General features: G+C 64.1%; 18 protein-coding genes. 14 read left to right on the top strand and 4 right to left on the bottom strand.

The window, feature by feature from the left end; all coding sequences use genetic code 11:
• The first annotated feature begins 35 nt into the window (after positions 1 to 35).
• Together EJ067_RS15745 and EJ067_RS15750 are read left to right on the top strand one after the other, a co-directional pair.
• Entirely contained in the window at positions 36 to 245 is a 210-nt protein-coding gene (locus tag EJ067_RS15745) for a hypothetical protein (RefSeq protein ID WP_189510636.1), read from the top strand.
• A gap of 27 nt (positions 246 to 272) precedes the next feature.
• Positions 273 to 1,469 (top strand): caspase domain-containing protein, encoded by a 1,197-nt coding sequence (locus tag EJ067_RS15750; RefSeq protein WP_126086563.1) that lies wholly within the window; start codon positions 273 to 275, stop codon positions 1,467 to 1,469.
• Between the two features lie 199 nt (positions 1,470 to 1,668).
• Here EJ067_RS15750 and EJ067_RS15755 read toward each other — a convergent pair whose 3' ends face one another.
• Positions 1,669 to 2,034, bottom strand: coding sequence for a VOC family protein (locus EJ067_RS15755; RefSeq protein WP_126086564.1), 366 nt, complete (start codon positions 2,032 to 2,034; stop codon positions 1,669 to 1,671).
• Positions 2,035 to 2,180: 146 nt separating this feature from the next.
• Here EJ067_RS15755 and EJ067_RS15760 point away from each other — a divergent pair, with 146 nt between their 5' ends.
• The 11 genes from EJ067_RS15760 (at position 2,181) to EJ067_RS15810 (ending at position 12,253) form a co-directional block, all read left to right on the top strand.
• Complete coding sequence (locus EJ067_RS15760; RefSeq protein ID WP_245468271.1) at positions 2,181 to 2,501, top strand: hypothetical protein; 321 nt, start codon at positions 2,181 to 2,183, stop codon at positions 2,499 to 2,501.
• 46 nt (positions 2,502 to 2,547) lie between these two features.
• The gene (locus tag EJ067_RS15765; protein WP_126086565.1) at positions 2,548 to 3,435 is read left to right on the top strand and encodes a sigma-70 family RNA polymerase sigma factor; all 888 of its coding nucleotides are present in this window, start codon (positions 2,548 to 2,550) and stop codon (positions 3,433 to 3,435) included.
• A 160-nt stretch (positions 3,436 to 3,595) separates the two neighbouring features.
• Positions 3,596 to 4,183: a TMEM175 family protein gene (locus EJ067_RS15770; RefSeq protein ID WP_126086566.1), complete on the top strand. Its 588-nt coding sequence runs from the start codon at positions 3,596 to 3,598 to the stop codon at positions 4,181 to 4,183.
• 141 nt (positions 4,184 to 4,324) lie between these two features.
• Entirely contained in the window at positions 4,325 to 4,630 is a 306-nt protein-coding gene (locus EJ067_RS15775) for a helix-turn-helix transcriptional regulator (RefSeq protein ID WP_168247432.1), read from the top strand.
• Positions 4,630 to 6,645, top strand: a complete 2,016-nt coding sequence (gene hyfB, locus EJ067_RS15780; protein ID WP_189510780.1) for a hydrogenase 4 subunit B — start codon at positions 4,630 to 4,632, stop codon at positions 6,643 to 6,645. The genes EJ067_RS15775 and hyfB overlap by 1 nt, the downstream gene beginning before the upstream one ends.
• On the top strand, positions 6,636 to 7,592 hold the full coding sequence (locus EJ067_RS15785; RefSeq protein WP_126086568.1) for an NADH-quinone oxidoreductase subunit H: 957 nt from the start codon (positions 6,636 to 6,638) through the stop codon (positions 7,590 to 7,592). The genes hyfB and EJ067_RS15785 overlap by 10 nt, the downstream gene beginning before the upstream one ends.
• Positions 7,592 to 8,254: a hydrogenase-4 component E gene (locus tag EJ067_RS15790; RefSeq protein WP_126086569.1), complete on the top strand. Its 663-nt coding sequence runs from the start codon at positions 7,592 to 7,594 to the stop codon at positions 8,252 to 8,254. The genes EJ067_RS15785 and EJ067_RS15790 overlap by 1 nt, the downstream gene beginning before the upstream one ends.
• Positions 8,251 to 9,696, top strand: a complete 1,446-nt coding sequence (locus tag EJ067_RS15795) for a hydrogenase 4 subunit F (protein ID WP_126086570.1) — start codon at positions 8,251 to 8,253, stop codon at positions 9,694 to 9,696. The genes EJ067_RS15790 and EJ067_RS15795 overlap by 4 nt, the downstream gene beginning before the upstream one ends.
• Before the next feature lie 20 nt (positions 9,697 to 9,716).
• Entirely contained in the window at positions 9,717 to 11,228 is a 1,512-nt protein-coding gene (locus EJ067_RS15800; RefSeq protein ID WP_126089633.1) for an NADH-quinone oxidoreductase subunit C, read from the top strand.
• Positions 11,229 to 11,240: 12 nt separating this feature from the next.
• Positions 11,241 to 11,780 (top strand): NADH-quinone oxidoreductase subunit B family protein, encoded by a 540-nt coding sequence (locus EJ067_RS15805; RefSeq protein WP_126086571.1) that lies wholly within the window; start codon positions 11,241 to 11,243, stop codon positions 11,778 to 11,780.
• Positions 11,781 to 11,893: 113 nt separating this feature from the next.
• Positions 11,894 to 12,253 carry a VOC family protein gene (locus EJ067_RS15810; RefSeq protein ID WP_126086572.1) on the top strand — a complete coding sequence of 120 codons (360 nt, stop codon included), beginning with the start codon at positions 11,894 to 11,896 and terminating at the stop codon, positions 12,251 to 12,253.
• Positions 12,254 to 12,362: 109 nt separating this feature from the next.
• Here EJ067_RS15810 and EJ067_RS34585 read toward each other — a convergent pair whose 3' ends face one another.
• The 3 genes from EJ067_RS34585 to EJ067_RS15825 all read right to left on the bottom strand — a co-directional run bounded on the left by EJ067_RS34585 (position 12,363) and on the right by EJ067_RS15825 (position 14,768).
• Positions 12,363 to 12,677, bottom strand: coding sequence for a hypothetical protein (locus EJ067_RS34585; protein ID WP_189510639.1), 315 nt, complete (start codon positions 12,675 to 12,677; stop codon positions 12,363 to 12,365).
• Between the two features lie 159 nt (positions 12,678 to 12,836).
• On the bottom strand, positions 12,837 to 13,268 hold the full coding sequence (locus EJ067_RS15820; protein WP_126086573.1) for a hypothetical protein: 432 nt from the start codon (positions 13,266 to 13,268) through the stop codon (positions 12,837 to 12,839).
• 594 nt (positions 13,269 to 13,862) lie between these two features.
• A complete protein-coding gene (locus tag EJ067_RS15825) occupies positions 13,863 to 14,768 on the bottom strand; it encodes a LysR substrate-binding domain-containing protein (protein WP_126086574.1) in 906 nt (301 codons plus the stop codon).
• 106 nt (positions 14,769 to 14,874) lie between these two features.
• On the opposite strand from EJ067_RS15825, the gene EJ067_RS15830 reads away from it, so the two are divergent.
• Positions 14,875 to 16,272 (top strand): FAD-binding oxidoreductase, encoded by a 1,398-nt coding sequence (locus EJ067_RS15830; RefSeq protein WP_245468272.1) that lies wholly within the window; start codon positions 14,875 to 14,877, stop codon positions 16,270 to 16,272.
• Position 16,273 lies beyond the last annotated feature (1 nt).

Genomic DNA, 16,273 nt, shown 5'->3' on the forward strand with positions numbered 1-16,273 from the left:
TGGGCGCGTCGCCCTGTCGGGCTCCGAGCGAGCCGTTGCTCGATGCGGCGCAGGTCGAACGTGAGATCCGCGCCCGCGACATGCAGCTCGACGATCCGTTCTCGAAGGACATGCAGGTGACGGCGCTGCGTGGCGCGCGCACCTATCTCGGCGACAAGCTGATCCGCACGGCCAAGCGGTGCGCCTCAATATCCAAGCAAGACCGCCTCATGCGGTGGGTACCCACGCGCTTTAACGGATGCTAATATTCTCCGTTACTCGGGAACGTCGCAATGTCCAAGATTTGCTTGTTGTGCGCGTGCCTTCTTTTTCTGGCCGGCTTGTCGATACCGGCTGTCTCTGAAGCCCAAATAGGTCAACGCAGTCACAGATATGCACTTGTGATAGGCAACTCCGCCTACCGCTATGCGCCACCGCTCCCAAACGGGGTGAATGATGCCAATGCGATCGCTCAGGTTTTGCGAGAGACAGGTTTTGAGGTCACCCTCGGATTGGACGCTGACGCATCAACGTTGAGGCAACTCATCGGAAAATTCAGGCGAAACTTGCAGCCGGGTGACGTCTCCCTTTTTTACTACGCAGGACACGGGCTCCAGGCGAACGGCGAAAACTACTTGTTGCCTGTTGATGCCGCCCTTCAACGTCCGGCCGACTTGGCTCTGGAGGCTGAGCGCCTGCAAGACATTATCGCCGCCATGACGGCCGAGGAAAATACCGCGATCGTCCTTCTCGATGCCTGTCGCGACAATCCTTTCGTCAAGCAATTGAGTGGACAGGCTCAAAGTCGCGGCCTCGCCATAGGAAAGGGGCTGGGAGCCTTGGACGCTGGCAGGGGAGTCTTTATCGGCTTTGCAACACAGCCTGGCAACGTCGCCCTCGATGGGGCTGTCGATCATAGCCCGTTTGCAGACTCTCTCGTGAAGCGCATAAAAACTCCTTCGATCGACATCGAAATCCTTATGCGCCGCGTCCGGTTGGACGTCATGAACGCGACTGCTGGGAGGCAGGTCCCCTGGAGCAACTCATCCCTGGTGGAGCCGGGGTTCTCATTCAACCCAGATGCCGCGTCTCGTCAGTCTCCGGCCGAACCCTATCAGCCAGACATTAACACGGCGACGGAGCTCGAATTTTGGAAATCGATCAAGGATACATCCGATGTCTCCATGTATCGTGCTTATCTAGCGGCATTTCCGAATGGTGCATTCATCGAAATTGCAAAGAGCCGAATTGCCAAGTTCAAAGCACCCACGCCGCCACGCAAAAAGATCCTGCCGAAGAAAGTCAGTCGCACGCCGCTACCCTCGTTGCCTATCAATGAACCCTCTGCCAATCGTTCGGCGGAAACGACCGCACCGGCTAAACCGGAGTCCATTGGGCGATGCAGAGATGGCAACAAGGAGAGATGCCGCCAAAGATGCCGTGAGGGTGCAAGGCGTGCCTGTCGTAAGCTGCAACAGCTAGGGGGTTAGCAACGCAGATGACTGCCTCGCGCGGCGACTTGATGCGTTTCACCGTTTCACGGAAACGGCGAAACGCCCTATCTCCTTGTTTTTACGCACTTCCGGACGGAAAACCGCTCACACTTTTCCTGGAATTGCTCTAAGGCGCGTCGCGGCGGGCGTGGTTGACCGGCGATCCGACGACACCATGTGACGGTATGCCGCCAGACTATCGGCTGGCAAGCACCATACGATTGCCTTCGCTGTCGCGGAACTCGGCGACGGTGCGGCCCGGCTGCCATGGCGCTTCTTGCGGCTCCGTCACGATCTCGACGCCTTTGGCCTTGAGCGATGCGACCGTTGCCTCGACATCATCGTCGACCAGGACGAGTACCGGCTCAGCGCTCGGCGCTGCATCGGCGCGCCTGATGAAATGCAGGTTGGTGACCGCGTGCGGGAAGGCCAGCTCCACCCAGCGCCAGCCGCCATCGCCCATCGACTGGTCGGCAATGACCTGGCACGCAAGATTGTCGGTATAGAACGCCTTGGCGCGGTCCTGGTCAGCTACGGGCAATTCGGCAAACTGTATATGCATGATGTCTCTCCTCATCGCGACCGCGGGCGCGGCCTCTACGCGTGAAAGACGTTTGCCCCGGGCGAAAAGATTCGCGAGCCGATGAGAATCCTTTCGGCGGCACGAAACGTCTTGCTCACGCAGACACGTCAAACAGGAGACGACAAATGAACTACAACCTCATCCGCTACGGCGTGAAGGACGCCAGCATCGCCGAGAACCGGGCGCTGGTGGCAAAGGTGTTCGAGGCGCTGGACGAAGCCAAGCCGCAATCCGTGCGCTATCTCGTGCTCGAATTGGAGGATGGTGAATTCGTCCATCTCGTCGGCTACGACAAAGACAGTTCGGCGCTTACCGAGCTTGCTGCCTTCAAGGCTTTCGGAGCCGATCACGCCGAGAGGCGCTCGACGCCGCTGGCCAGGTCGCCGGCGAAGATCATCGGCAATTATCATATGCTGGCGAGTGCCGACGAGGCGGTGCCGGCCTGATCGGCACTGCATGGCCCAACGAGCCGGCAATGCGAGAGTGAAAAGGATGAGCACAGCAAAATTCGACCGCGCGGCGCTTGAGGCCATGCTCGTCGGCCTGCGGCCGAAACTGCACCGCTATGCGGCCCGCATGGCCGGCTCGACGATCGAGGGCGAGGACATCGTGCAGGAGGCGGTGGTGAAGGCGCTTGCCGCGCATGACGGCGGCACCACGGTCGAGCGCCCCGAGCAATGGCTGTTCCGCATCGCCCACAACGCGGCGCAGGATCATCTGCGCCGCCGCCAGCGGGAGCGCTCGCGCATGACCGAGGCCGACATGACTGGAATAGAGGACCTCTCCGCCAGCGCGGAGGCAAGGCTGGCGACCGCGACGAGCCTGCGCAGCTTCATGCAGCTTACGCTGGCGCAGCGCAGCGCGGTGATCCTGGTCGATGTGCTCGGCCTCACCCTGTTCGAGACCTGCGAGGTGACGGGCGCCACGTTAGCCGCCACCAAGGCGGCGCTGCATCGCGGCCGCGCCGAGTTGAAGGCGCTGGCAGCAGCGCCGGACGACATGCCGGTACCAAAGCTCGATCCGCAAGACGAGCGCCGGTTGCGCCACTACATCGACCTCTTCAACGCGCGCGACTTCGACGCCGTCAGGGCGCTGATTGCCGAAGACATCGAACTTGAGGTCGTCAACCGCACCCGCCTCAGTGGCAAGAAAGAGGCCTCGACCTATTTCGGCAATTACGACCGCGTCAGCGACTGGGCGCTCTCGCTCGGCTTCGTCGATCGCCTGCCGGCGATCCTGATCCGCAACCCGCAGGCGGGCAACGCGGTGCGCGGTTTCATACTGATCGACTGGCGCGACGACGAGGTCGTCCGCATCCGAGATTTCCGCTACGCAGCTTATTGTATTGCGGATGCGGATATCCGCTTCGTCGCTGAATAGCCAGGACCAGTCTCCAAACAGGTTCGGCCAGACAGGTCCGGCCATGTCTCGTTGAGCCGCAGCTCCTCGCGCAGATGCATAATCACGCGCTGGCTCGTTTCGCGCCGTCGGCCGGTGAAGCTATACTTCGCCTCAGCGACATCAGCGACGAACGGTCCACATGCTCCCTTCCGCAGGACTCGAACGACTGAATGCGTTTTCCGACGGCGTGTTTGCCGTGCTCATCACCGTGCTGGTGCTGGAATTGCGGCCGCCGGAAATCCCGACCTTCGCGGCGCTGCTTGGGCTGTGGCCGACATGGCTGAGCTATGGCGTAAGCTACCTGTTTATCGCCATTGTCTGGGCGAACCACCACCACCTGCTGCGCCACGCGACCGAGATGTCGGCACGCTTGATGTGGCACAATTTCGCGCATCTGTTCTCGGTCTCGCTGCTGCCGCTGGCCACCGCCTGGATGGCTGTCAGCGAGTTGTCGCCGCAGCCTGTCGCCTTCTATGCCGGCGTCTTTTTCCTGGTGAATCTAACCTACATCTTCCTCATTCGCGAGCTGATCGAACCGTTGTCGGCGGACAGGGTTCCGCTGAGCGTACGCAAGGTGATGCGCATTCGTGCGTTCGTAACGCTGTGCCTCTTCGGGTTGGCCGCTGTCGTCGCCCTGAAATTCCCGATCATCGGATTGGCCGTCTGTTGCTGCTGTCTGGCCGTCTATCTGAGGCCGGCGGCGCCGGGCTCGCGGAGTCAGGGCTGACATTCCGTGGCGCGTCCCTGGGGCCGCCGACGTCAACATCAATATCGATGTTTGAAACATCAATGCTTGACGATAAAACCTTTTAATGTAGGCTATAGCACCGAGACCTCATATCTGAGAACTGACCAAGAGGGGTCATCGGTGATAACCGCACCGCAATTGCGCGCCGCCAGATCGCTGCTCGGCATCGATCAGCGACGGCTTGCCGAATTGTCCGGCCTGTCGGTGCCGACCATCCAGCGCATGGAAGCCAGCGGCGCGATCATCCGGGGCAATGTCGATTCGCTGATGAAGCTGATCGCCGCGCTCGAGGTCGCAGGCATCGAATTGATCGGCGAGGGCGCGGTCAGCCAGGGTGGCGGACGCGGCGTGCGGCTGAAGGCCGGTTTCGGCCCGGCCAGGGCGCCCGGCGCCGACGATGCCGAGCTCGGCGGGAGCCTGCCGTGATTTCGACCGTTGCCCTTCTGTTGTGCGGTCCCGCTGCGCTTCTGGGAACGGCCTTGCTGGCCGCAGTGGTCAGCCGGCGCGCCTCGGCGACGCGTCTGGTCTATGGCTCGGCGCTTGTCATTTCGGTCGCCTTGCTCGTAACCGTCGCGGGCCATCTCGCGGGCAGTCCCGGCGAGGTGTCGGCCATAACACTGCCGATCGGGCTGCCATGGACCGGCGCCCGGTTCCGTCTCGACGGCCTGTCGGCGTTCTTTCTCGTCGTCGTCAACCTGGGCGGCGCCATCACCAGCCTCTATGCCCTCGGCTACGGCCGGCACGAATCCCTGCGGCATCGCGTGCTGCCGTTCTATCCGGCCTTCCTCGCCGGCATGAACCTCGTGGCGCTCGCCAACGACGCCTTCAGCTTCCTGTTGTCGTGGGAATTCATGTCGCTCGCCTCCTGGGCGCTGGTCATGGCGCACCACCGCGACGAAGCGAACAGGCGGGCCGGCTACATCTATCTGGTGATGGCAAGCTTCGGCACGCTGGCGCTGCTGCTTGCCTTCGGCCTGCTGGCGGGACCGGCGGGAACCTATGCGTTCGACTCTATGCGGGCGGCGCAACCCGGCCCGCTCGCCGCCGGCGCGGTGCTCGCCCTCATGCTGCTCGGCGCCGGCTCCAAGGCCGGCATCGTGCCGCTGCACGCCTGGCTGCCTCTTGCCCATCCGGCAGCACCCAGCCACGTCTCGGCGCTGATGAGCGGCATCATGACGAAAGTCGCCATCTACGGCTTCATCCGCGTGGTGTTCGACCTGCTTGGCGCGCCGGCATGGTGGTCTGGCGTCGCAGTTCTCTTCATCGGGGGGGTGACGGCGGTCCTTGGCATCCTCCACGCGCTGATGGAGAAGGACCTCAAGCGGCTGCTGGCCTACTCGACCATCGAGAATATCGGCGTCGTCTTCGCAAGCCTCGGCCTGGCGCTTGCATTCAAGGCGAACGCCATGCCGTCGGCCGCGGCGCTTGCCTTCACCGCGGCGCTGTTCCACGTGCTGAACCATTCCTTCTTCAAGAGCCTGCTGTTTTTCGGCGCCGGCGCGGTGCTGACGGCGACCGGCGAGCGCGACATGGAGAGGCTTGGCGGCCTCATCCATCGCCTGCCGGTGACCAGCTTCGTCTTCCTCGTCGGCTGCGTCTCGATCTCGGCGCTGCCGCCGTTCAATGGCTTCGCCTCCGAATGGCTGGTCTTCCAGGCCATCTTGCAAAGTCCCGACCTGCCGCAATGGGGCCTGAAGGTCATCGTGCCGGCCGTCGGCGGCATGCTGGCGCTGGCGGCGGCGCTTGCCGCGGCCTGCTTCGTCAAGGCATTCGGCATCACCTTCCTCGGCCGGGCGCGGTCGGCGGTGGTGGAACAGGCGCATGAGGTCGACCGCTGGTCGCTCGCGGCGATGGCCGTGCTTGCCTTCCTCTGCCTGCTCGGCGGCATTCTGCCGGGCTTCGTCATCGACTGGCTCTCGCCGGTGACGCTTTCGCTCATCGGCGAGAGCATGCCGGTGCAGACGGCGCAGCCATGGTTGTCGATCGTGCCGATCGCCGAGAGCCGCAGCTCCTATAACGGCCTGCTGGTGTTTGTCTTCATCACCATCGCGGCCTCGCTCGCGGCCTTCTTCATCCACCGCTTCGCCTCGCACGCGCTGCGCCGCGGCCCGGCTTGGGGATGCGGCTTCGCCGACGCGGTGCCCGCCGCGCAATACACGGCAGTCAGCTTCGCGCAGCCCATTCGCCGGGTGTTCGGCGGCTTCGCGTTCCGCGCCCGGGAAACGGTGGAAATGCCGGCACCCGGTGCCCTGGAACCCGCGCGCCTCAAGCTGGACATGCACGATGTGGCCTGGGAGACGTTCTACCAGCCGATCACCGGCGCGATCGACTACGCCACCGAGCGGCTGAACCACCTGCAGTTCCTGACCATCCGCCGCTACCTGACGCTGGTCTTCCTCTACCTCGTCATCCTGCTTCTGGTGCTCGCGCTATGGCCGTGATTTTCGAGCTGGCCGGGCAGGGCGCGCAGATGTTCTTGGTGCTTTTGCTGGCGCCGCTGCTGATCGGCTTCGTGCGCAAGGTCAAGGCGAGGCTGGTCAGACGGCAGGGACCTTCGCTGATCCAGCCCTATCGTGATCTCATCCGGCTGATGCGCAAGGAGGTCGTGCTCGCGGATAACGCATCCTGGCTGTTCCGGGTGACGCCCTACCTGATCTTTGCCGCCACCTGGGTTGCCGCGGCGCTGGTGCCGACCTTCGCCGCCGGCCTCCAGTTCAGCTGGACCGCCGATCTCATCGTCATCGTGGCGCTGCTCGGCAGCGCGCGCTTCTTCCAGGGGCTGGCCGGCATGGATGTCGGCACCAGCTTCGGCGGCATCGGCGCCAGCCGCGAGGTGATGATCGCCTCGCTCGCCGAACCGGCGATGCTGCTCATCGTGTTCAGCCTGGCGCTGGTGGCCGGCGCCACGCAGCTTTCGACGGTCGCCGCCTTCATGGGCTCGCCCGAGGTCGGGCTGCGCGTGTCGCTCGGCATGTCGCTGATCGCCCTGGTGATAGTGGCGATCGCCGAGAACGCGCGCATTCCGGTCGACAACCCCGCCACGCATCTGGAACTCACCATGGTGCATGAGGCGATGATCCTGGAATATTCCGGCCGCCATCTGGCGATGATCGAGCTCGCCACCTTCCTCAAGCTGCTGCTCTATGTGTCGCTGATCTCCTGCGTCTTCCTGCCGTGGGGGCTGGCGCATGCCGGGGCGGGGCCGAAAGCGCTGGCTGTTGGAGCAGCCGCCTATCTGGTCAAGCTCGGGGCGCTTACCATCCTGCTTGCCGTGTTCGAGACGGCGATCGCCAAGATGCGCGTCTTCCGCGTGCCGGATTTCCTCGGTGCTGCGCTGATGCTGGCGCTGCTCGGCACGCTCCTGCTGTTCGTGTCGCGGAGCCTGTGATGAACAGTCTCACCTTCGACATCGCCCATCTGCTCGCCGGCAGCCTGGTGCTGGTCTCCTTCATGATGCTCTACCAGGACCGGCTGTTCGCGCTGATCAACGTCTTTGCGCTGCATGCGGTCGTGCTCGCGCTGTCGGTAGCCTGGCAGGCCTATATCCAGGACGCGCATCACCTCTACATCACCGCCGCGATCGCGCTGGTCTTCAAGGCGGTCGTCATCCCGGTCGGGCTGCATCGCATCATCCAGCGGCTCGGCATCCACCGGGACATCGAGACCGCCGTCGGCATCGGTCCGACCATGCTCGCGGGGATCGGGCTGGTGACGCTCTCCATGGTGCTGATGCTTCGCGTGACGCCCGAGGCCGACCCGCTCGCCCGCGAGGATCTCGCCTTCGCGCTGTCGATCATCCTGCTCGGGCTGCTGGTGATGGTCACTCGGCGCAACGCCGTCAGCCAGGTCGTCGGCTTCATGTCGCTGGAAAACGGCCTGGTGCTGGCCGCAACCGGCGCCAAGGGCATGCCGCTGGTGGTCGAGATCAGCGTCGCCTTCTCGATCCTGATCGCCTTCATCGTCATCGGCGTCTTCCTGTTCCGCATCCGGGAGCGGTTCGATTCGGTCGATGTCGGCGCGCTCGACGACTACCGGGGAGAGCGCCGGTGATCTCCTTCGATGCCGTGGCCGCCATACTTCTCATTCCCGCGGGCGCCGCGGCCATTCTGGCGGCACTGCCGAACTACAAGATGACGGCGATCGTGAACGTCATCGCCAGCCTGCTCACCTTGCTCGCCGCGCTGTCGCTGTTCGTCACCGATCGGCCGGCGCCGGGGCAATATCTCATCGTCGACGACCTCAACATCGTCTTCATCGTGCTCAACACATTCGTCGGCTTCACCACCAGCGTGTTCAGCGCCTCCTATATCGCGCATGAGCTGGATACCGGCCGGCTGACGGCGCCGAACCTCAGATTCTATCACGCGATGTACCAGATCATGATGTTCGGCATGAACCTGGCCTTCGTGTCGAACAATATCGGGTTGATGTGGGTGGCGGTGGAGCTAGCCACGCTGACCACCGTGCTGATGGTCGGCATCTACCGCACGCATGAGGCGCTGGAGGCGGCCTGGAAGTATTTCATCCTGGGAAGCGTCGGCATCGCGCTCGCCTTGTTCGGCACCATCCTCGTCTACATGGCGGCCCAGCCGGTGGTCGGCGAGGGCACCAACGCCATGGTCTGGTCGGTGCTGATCGAAAAGGCGGCCCATTTCGACCCGGCCCTGCTCAGCGTCGCCTTCATCTTCCTGCTGCTCGGCTACGGAACCAAGGTGGGCCTCGCGCCGCTGCATGCCTGGCTGCCCGATGCGCATGCTGAGGGCCCGACGCCGATCTCGGCGGTGCTGTCGGGCCTTCTGCTCAACGTCGCGCTCTACGCCGTGCTGCGCTTCAAGCTGCTGCTCGCCGCCAGCCCGGAGGCGATCGGCCCGGGACCGCTGATGGCCACGATGGGGCTGACCTCGCTGATCTTCGCGGCCTTCATGCTCTACCGGCGCCGCGACATCAAACGCCTGTTCGCCTATTCCTCGATCGAGCACATGGGCATCATCGTCTTCGCCTTCGGCATGGGCGGCCCGCTCGCCAACTTCGCCGGCCTGCTGCACATGGTCATGCACAGCCTGACCAAGTCGGCGATCTTCTTCGCGGTCGGCCATATCGCGCAGGTCAAGGGCACGCAGAAGATCTCCGAGATCAGGGGGCTGACCGAAAGCCATCCCGGGCTCGGCTGGGCGCTGGTCATCGGCGTCGTGGCAATCGCCGGCCTGCCGCCGCTCGGCATCTTCATGAGCGAATTCCTGGTCGTCAGCTCGACCTTCGCCAGGCATCCGTGGCTGGCTATCCCGCTGGTGTTCGGGCTGCTGATTGCCTTCGGCGCGCTTCTGCTGCGGCTGACCGGACTCGCCTTCGGCGAGCCGCGCGGCGGCACGGCGCCGGTCGAGGCCTCCTACGTGCCGATGTACTCGCACCTCGCTCTGGTGTTTGCCGCCGGCGTCTATCTGCCGGCGCCGCTGGTCGCGTGGTTCCAGCATGTCGCCGGTATCCTGGGGTGAGCCTGATGAGCAGGAAAACCATGCCCGTCCTCAGCGATCTCATCGACGCCGGCCGCCGGATCGAGCATCACGCCCCCTGGCCGCGGGCGCTGGTGACGCCTAAGGCCTGGAGCCTTGCCGTCGAGCAGCTTGCCGCTGGCCGCTGGAGCCTGCTCGGCCTTTGGGGAGAGCCGGACAGGGTGCACATGGCGCTTCTCGACGAGGCGCTAAACGTCGGCGTGGTGAGCCTGGACTGCCGCGGCGGCCGCTATCCGTCGGTCGGTCAGCACCATCCGTCGGCCCTGCGGCTGGAACGCGCCGCGGCCGATCTCTTCGGACTGGCGCCGCAAGGCCTCCCCGACACCCGCCGCTGGCTCGACCATGGCCAATGGGGCGTCAGCCATCCGCTGGCGGCGCGGCCCGGCAGGCCGGCGGCCGCGTCCTCCTACCGATTCCTGTCGGCGGAGGGCGAAAGCCTCCACCAGATCCCAGTCGGGCCGGTGCATGCCGGCATCATCGAGCCGGGACATTTCCGCTTCACGGCAGGCGGCGAGACGGTGGTGCGGCTGGAGGAGCGGCTGGGCTATGTGCACAAGGGCATGGAAGGCCTGATGGCAGGCGCGCCCATCGATCGTGCAGCGAAACTCGCGGGCAGGACGTCGGGCGACAGCACGGTCGCCTATTCGCTTGCCTTTGCCCGCGCGGTGGAAGCGGCGCTTGGGGCTGCGGTGCCATTACGCGCGGTCTGGCTGCGGGCGCTGATGGCCGAGCTGGAGCGCCTGGCCAATCACCTCGGCGATATCGGCGCCATCTGCAACGACGCCGCCTTCGCGATCATGCACGCGCATTGCGGCGTGCTGCGCGAGCGCGTGCTGCGCGCCGCCGATGCGGCCTTCGGCCATCGCCTGATGCGCGATCGCATCGTGCCCGGCGGCGCGGCAAGCGATCTGGACGACGCCGGGGTGAACGCCATTCGATCGCTGGTCACGGAAATCAGGCAGCGCTTTCCGCATCTGGTCGAGCTCTACGACAACACGGCCTCGCTGCAGGACCGGACGGTGGCGACCGGCCGGCTCCAGGTCGAGCTTGCCCGGCAATATGCCGCCGGCGGCTATGTCGGCCGCGCCTCCGGCCGACATTTCGACGCGCGGCGCGACCTTGCCTATGCGCCCTATGACGAGCTCACCTTCGATGTGCCGGTCCTCCAGGAGGGCGATGTCAACGCGCGCGTCTGGATCCGCGTGCGGGAGGTCGAGCAGAGCCTGTCGCTCGTCGACCAGATTCTCGGGCGGCTGCCCGCCGGCCCAATCCGCGTGGACATTGCTCTCGCCGATGGACCGCGAGAAGGCATGGCGCTGGTCGAAGGTTTTCGCGGCGACATCCTGGCCTGGCTGCGCATCGGCGCGGACGGCTTGGTCGAGCGCTGCCACCTGCGCGACCCGTCTTGGTTCCAGTGGCCGCTGCTGGAAGCGGCGATCGAAGGCAACATCGTCGCCGACTTCCCGCTCTGCAACAAATCCTTCAACTGCTCCTATTCCGGCCATGATCTTTGAAGGCCTGCCGTCATGCGCAAGCTCCTCTTCGAAAGCCTGATCCGCCCACCCCTGACCGAGCGCCCGCCGCGGTCGAGCGACGCGGCGGCCGACGAGCTGGCGCGCGTGCTCGATGGCGCTGCCCGCAGGAGGCTCGGCCGGAGCCTCTCGATCCGCGCGGTCGACGCCGGCTCCTGCAACGGCTGCGAGCTCGAGATGCACGCGTTGAGCAACGCCTTCTACGACATCGAGCGCTTCGGCCTCCGCTTCGTCGCCTCGCCGCGCCACGCCGACGTGCTGATGGTCACCGGGCCGGTCACCAAGAACATGCGCGAGGCGCTGAAGCGGACCTGGGACGCGACGCCCAACCCGAAATGGGTGGTCGCGCTCGGCGGTTGCGCCAAGGACGGCGGCTGCTTCGCCGGCAGCTATGCGGTCGTCGGCGGCGTGTCGGAGGTGGTGCCCGTCGACCTGCACATCCCGGGCTGCCCGCCGCCGCCGATCGAGATCCTCAAGGGGCTGATCGCGCTGCTGGAGGGGGCGAACGGGAGGGCCGGCGCTTCCAGGGGCTGAACCCATAGAGCGTTTCACCGTTTGATGGAAACGGCGAACCGCGCTCGTTGGAACGCCACGCAGGTCCGTGCGTTTGACACATGACCTGTCCGGCGAAGACGGAGCGCGCGCGCATGGCCTCCATTCGATACATTGTGAAGAACGTCGATAGTGCGGTGGAATTCTACCGCGACAAACTCGAGTTCTCGGTGAACATGCACAATCCCGGCAAGTTCGCAGCGCTCGTCCGTGATGACCTGACGCTCTACCTGAGCGCTCCAGGAGCGGGTAGCGGGGGAACTGCCGGCGGCGATCCGGAGCCCGGGGGATGGAACCGATTCATGATTGTTACGAAGGATTTGGACAGTCTCATCAACCGGTTGAACACCGACGGGGCCGAATTCAAGGGAGCAATCAGCGAAGCGGGGGCCGGTCGGGCCAGGCTGCTGAAAGATCCATCGGGTAACCTGATTGAGCTGTTTGAATTCAAATAGGACAAGCAAGCCGCCGGTTCCTGCGAGGGCGCGACAGCAGCACAGAAGGATCGCTCTCCGTGTCCGGCTCATTCAAGGGTCGAACCCGGCGCGGCCAGGTTCGACAGCCTCATAGGACGGTCCTCATCCACGCCAGGAACGTCTCCATCATCGCTGATCGCGGATTGTGGTGCATCCAGACGACGTAGAAGCTGTAGCCCGGCAAGGACAATGGATGCGCCTTGACGAGCGAACCGTTTCCCAGCTCGCGGCCGACCACGACGTCGCTCAGGATCCGTACGCCATGCGGCAGTTCACTGATCGATGACGAGCCGCAGCACCTTGGACGCGGCGACAGCCGCACCTGCCTGCCCCAGTGGCAGGCGATGAAATCCTGCTTGCTGCCGTCGGCGAAATGACGATTCCAGGCGTACGCCCGTGGCACTTCGGACCGGCATGGGCTTCTTGCCCAGACAGGACGCGAAGATGCTTTGCCTATCTGCTAGTGCAATTCCAGGAAAAGTGTGTAACGGTTTTCCGTTCGGAATTGCGTAAAAACAAATACTTAGAGCGGTTCGGCGATTCTATGAATCGCTGAAACGCTCTAAGCGCCCTTAGCAGCGTCCTCGATCAGCTTGACAACCAAATTGCGAAACCTCTCGGCAGACCTATCCCCTATGTTTCCCACATCCTCCGCCACCATCCCGGGCGAAGAAACCGACGCCTCCCCACTCAGTTGAACCCTGACTGTGAACGTCTTTCTGGCCTTCTTTTCCAATCCTTCTCTGTAGATCTGGAACCGGAGGGAGGGTGTTAACGCTTTGATTTCGCGGCGTGACGTGGTGTCTATGTATATGGTCACCTCGCCCGCCACCTCGGCCCTGGCCGCTTCCAGCGATGCGACGACGATATCGCCTAACCAGGCCCTGGCTTGAGCACCGAAGTCCGCTATTTGGGCATCCGCCTTGTCATTGCGCTTCCCTTGCTGACGGTGAGCTTCCTTGCCGCGTTCAAGGGCTTCTTTGAATTTAGACATCCTATTCGCCTCCGATTTTTGTCAGCACATGAGGCTGGCCATTAAATCGGCCACGGTTCCTCCCAACAGATAGAACGCGTGCAATCGACGTCCGTTGCGTACCCCCGAATTTTCGGCCGGCATCGCGCCCCCCGCTCGCGGCGGATCATGTGGGCCGCTAGGGCCCGGGTTGAGGCCACGCAAGCAAAGCGCTTAAAACAAACGCGCCGCGGTTAACCACGTTCGTATTTTAAGCCGAACTCAATGGGGTATTGGCCGTTTTGGGGCCATGGAAGACCGCCAGCCCAGATTCCGCTGTCATCCTGAGCCGTCTGGAACCTGGACCGTCTGGGATGATGCAGCCGATGAGCCAGCAACCTTGGGAGGACGCAAGCTGGTTGGCCGCACATGGGAGCGCGCCAAGGCTGCCCGCGACTTGCTCAGACGGATTTACGACAATCGGCTCGACGCTCGATCCGTTAGACAAGAGTCACCGATCACTTCTGCCAGTCGCGTCGATGATCTCATTTCATCAATTCGGAGGGCTAGATTTCGATAGAGGCACAAACATAGGCGGGGGGCTTCTGCGCTCATGCGCCGCCCGGTTCGACAGCCTCATAGGACGGTCCTCATCCACGCCAGGAACGTCTCCATCACCGCGTATCGCGGATTGTGGTGCATCCAGACGACATAGAAGCTGTAGCCCGGCAAGGACAATGGATGCGCTTTGACGAGCGAACCGTTTTCCAGCTCGCGGCCGACCACGACGTCACTCAGGATCGCAATGCCCTGCCCGGCGACAACCGCGTCGATCGCGTGCAGCTCCTCGCGAAAGCTCAGATCCCAGGCTTTGTCCGGGATCAGCTCCGGATCGATCGAACGGGCCATCGCCACCCATCGAAGCCAGGTGGGAGCGTCCGGATCCCGGTTCATCCAGTCGAAATGGATCAGCGGATAGCACAACAGATCGGCGGCACGCTCAATCGCCCGCCCGTCGCTTGCCAACAGTCGCGGACTGCAGATGGGAAAGAAGGAATCGCGGCACAGCTCCTGCCCGGCAAAGCCCAAAGGCGGGCGACGCGTGTAGCGGATCGCCACATCCGCGGCGCCGGCGCGCAGATCGAGCAGCGCGTCCGTTCCGATGATCTCCAGCGGCACGGCCGGGTTGGCCTCGCGCCATTTCGGCAGCCGGGGCACCAGCCATCGGCTCGCGAAGGCGTTCGGGCTCGTCACCCGCAAGGGCGCTTGAAAATCCGGCTCGGCGATGGCGGCAAGGGAGCCGGCAAGAAGGTCAAAGCCGTTGCGCAGGATGGGAAACAGCCGCGCTCCCGCGCTCGTCAGCACGAGCGGCCGCGGCCGGCGCTGGAACAGCTTCAAACCGCATACCTCTTCCAGCAGCCGCACCTGGTGGCTGATCGCTGTCGGCGTCACGCCGAGCTCCGCCGCCGCGGCCTTGAAGCTGCCGTGCCGGGCGGCGGCCTCGAAGGCGTGCAAGGCGCGGAGCGGCGGGCGATTTCCCATGCCGGCAGCCTAGATGAATTCTTCTCATCCAGCAGCCGAGAATTTCGCTTTTGCGGAAGGTTGCGTTCCTGTGAGACCATGGTCCCTGCAGGAACCGGGGGCGACAATGATGGAGATCCCACGACAGACCGAGGCGCGATCGGGCCGACCCAATCCTCCGGGCGCGGCGATCGAACAGCTGCGGCAGGGCTTGCGAGGCGAATTGGTGTTGCCGACGGACGCTGCCTACGAGCAGGCGCGCAGCGTCTGGAACGGGGCGATCGACAAACGCCCCGCCGCAATCGTCTTTTGCGCCGATCCCGATGACGTCGTCCGTGCCGTCACCTATGCCAGGGCACAAGGCTGTCTCGTGGCGGTTCGTAGCGGCGGCCATAACGTCGCGGGCCTGTCCGTCTGCGACGATGGCATCGTGATCGATCTGTCGCGCATGAAGAAGATCGTCGTCGATCCCGAGCGTCGCGTCGCCAGGGCCGAAGCCGGTCTGAACCTCGGCGAGTTCGACGCCGCCACACAGGCCCACGGCCTCGCGACGACCATGGGTGTCAACAGCGACACCGGCATTGCTGGCCTGACGCTCGGTGGAGGCTTCGGCAAGCTCGGGCGCAAGCACGGCCTGAGCTGCGACAATCTGATCGCGGCCGAAATCGTGACAGCCGACGGACGGCTGTTGCGGACAAGCGCCGGCGAGCACCCCGATCTGTTCTGGGCCTTGCGCGGCGGAGGCGGCAATTTCGGCATCGTGACGGGGTTCGAATACCGGCTGCACCCGCTCGGCCCGGATCTTCTCGTGGGCTCGGTGCTGCACGCCTACGATCAGGCGCGCGCGGCGATGCGGTTCTACGACACATTCTCCCATGATGCCCCCGATGAGGTGAGCGTCGACGCCGCGCTCGTCACACTGCCCTCGGGCGACCGTGCCTTCAGCATCTCGGCCTGCTATGTCGGGCCACCCGAAGCCGGCGAGCCCGTCATCGCGCCGCTGATGAAATTCGGATCCCCCATCGAAAGCCGCCAGCAAGCCGTTCCCTATCTTCAGATTCAATCGGCGGGCGACAGCCTCTTTCCACGCGGACGACGCTATTACTGGAAAGCGCAGTTCCTGCGCGAGATCGGCGACGCTGCGATCGACGCGCTGCTCGACAGCTACGCGCGGGCTCCCAATCGCTCGTCCCTGCTGGTGTTCCAACAGGTCGGCGGAGCGATCGCGCGCGTGCCCGCGTCGCACTCGCCCTACGCCAATCGCGATGCGGCGCTTGACTGTTTCCCGATCGCCATCTGGGACGATCCGGCCGATGACGAGGCAAACATAAGCTGGGCGCGCGACCTGTGGAATGCGGTCAGGCCATTCTCCACCGGCGGCGTCTATGCCAACAATCTCGGCGACGAGGGTGACGAGCGCGTTCGTGATGCATACGGCGCAAATTATGCGCGCCTCGCCGCCGTCAAGAAGCGATACGATCCGACCAATTTCTTCCGGTTGAACCAGAATATCAGGCCTGGATAAT

Source organism: Mesorhizobium sp. M1D.F.Ca.ET.043.01.1.1 (assembly GCF_003952385.1).
GTDB lineage: Bacteria > Pseudomonadota > Alphaproteobacteria > Rhizobiales > Rhizobiaceae > Mesorhizobium.

Excerpts from the sequence above, each read along its gene's own strand:
- EJ067_RS15810 (WP_126086572.1), top strand. The coding sequence starts at position 11,894 with ATGGCCTCCATTCGATACATTGTGAAGAACGTCGATAGTGCGGTGGAA.
- EJ067_RS15760 (WP_245468271.1), top strand. The coding sequence starts at position 2,181 with ATGAACTACAACCTCATCCGCTACGGCGTGAAGGACGCCAGCATCGCC.
- EJ067_RS15770 (WP_126086566.1), top strand. The coding sequence starts at position 3,596 with ATGCTCCCTTCCGCAGGACTCGAACGACTGAATGCGTTTTCCGACGGC.
- EJ067_RS15820 (WP_126086573.1), bottom strand. The coding sequence starts at position 13,268 with ATGTCTAAATTCAAAGAAGCCCTTGAACGCGGCAAGGAAGCTCACCGT.
- EJ067_RS15755 (WP_126086564.1), bottom strand. The coding sequence starts at position 2,034 with ATGCATATACAGTTTGCCGAATTGCCCGTAGCTGACCAGGACCGCGCC.
- EJ067_RS15750 (WP_126086563.1), top strand. The coding sequence starts at position 273 with ATGTCCAAGATTTGCTTGTTGTGCGCGTGCCTTCTTTTTCTGGCCGGC.
- EJ067_RS15785 (WP_126086568.1), top strand. The coding sequence starts at position 6,636 with ATGGCCGTGATTTTCGAGCTGGCCGGGCAGGGCGCGCAGATGTTCTTG.
- EJ067_RS15805 (WP_126086571.1), top strand. The coding sequence starts at position 11,241 with ATGCGCAAGCTCCTCTTCGAAAGCCTGATCCGCCCACCCCTGACCGAG.
- EJ067_RS15830 (WP_245468272.1), top strand. The coding sequence starts at position 14,875 with ATGATGGAGATCCCACGACAGACCGAGGCGCGATCGGGCCGACCCAAT.
- EJ067_RS15790 (WP_126086569.1), top strand. The coding sequence starts at position 7,592 with ATGAACAGTCTCACCTTCGACATCGCCCATCTGCTCGCCGGCAGCCTG.
- EJ067_RS15765 (WP_126086565.1), top strand. The coding sequence starts at position 2,548 with ATGAGCACAGCAAAATTCGACCGCGCGGCGCTTGAGGCCATGCTCGTC.
- EJ067_RS15825 (WP_126086574.1), bottom strand. The coding sequence starts at position 14,768 with ATGGGAAATCGCCCGCCGCTCCGCGCCTTGCACGCCTTCGAGGCCGCC.
- EJ067_RS15800 (WP_126089633.1), top strand. The coding sequence starts at position 9,717 with ATGCCCGTCCTCAGCGATCTCATCGACGCCGGCCGCCGGATCGAGCAT.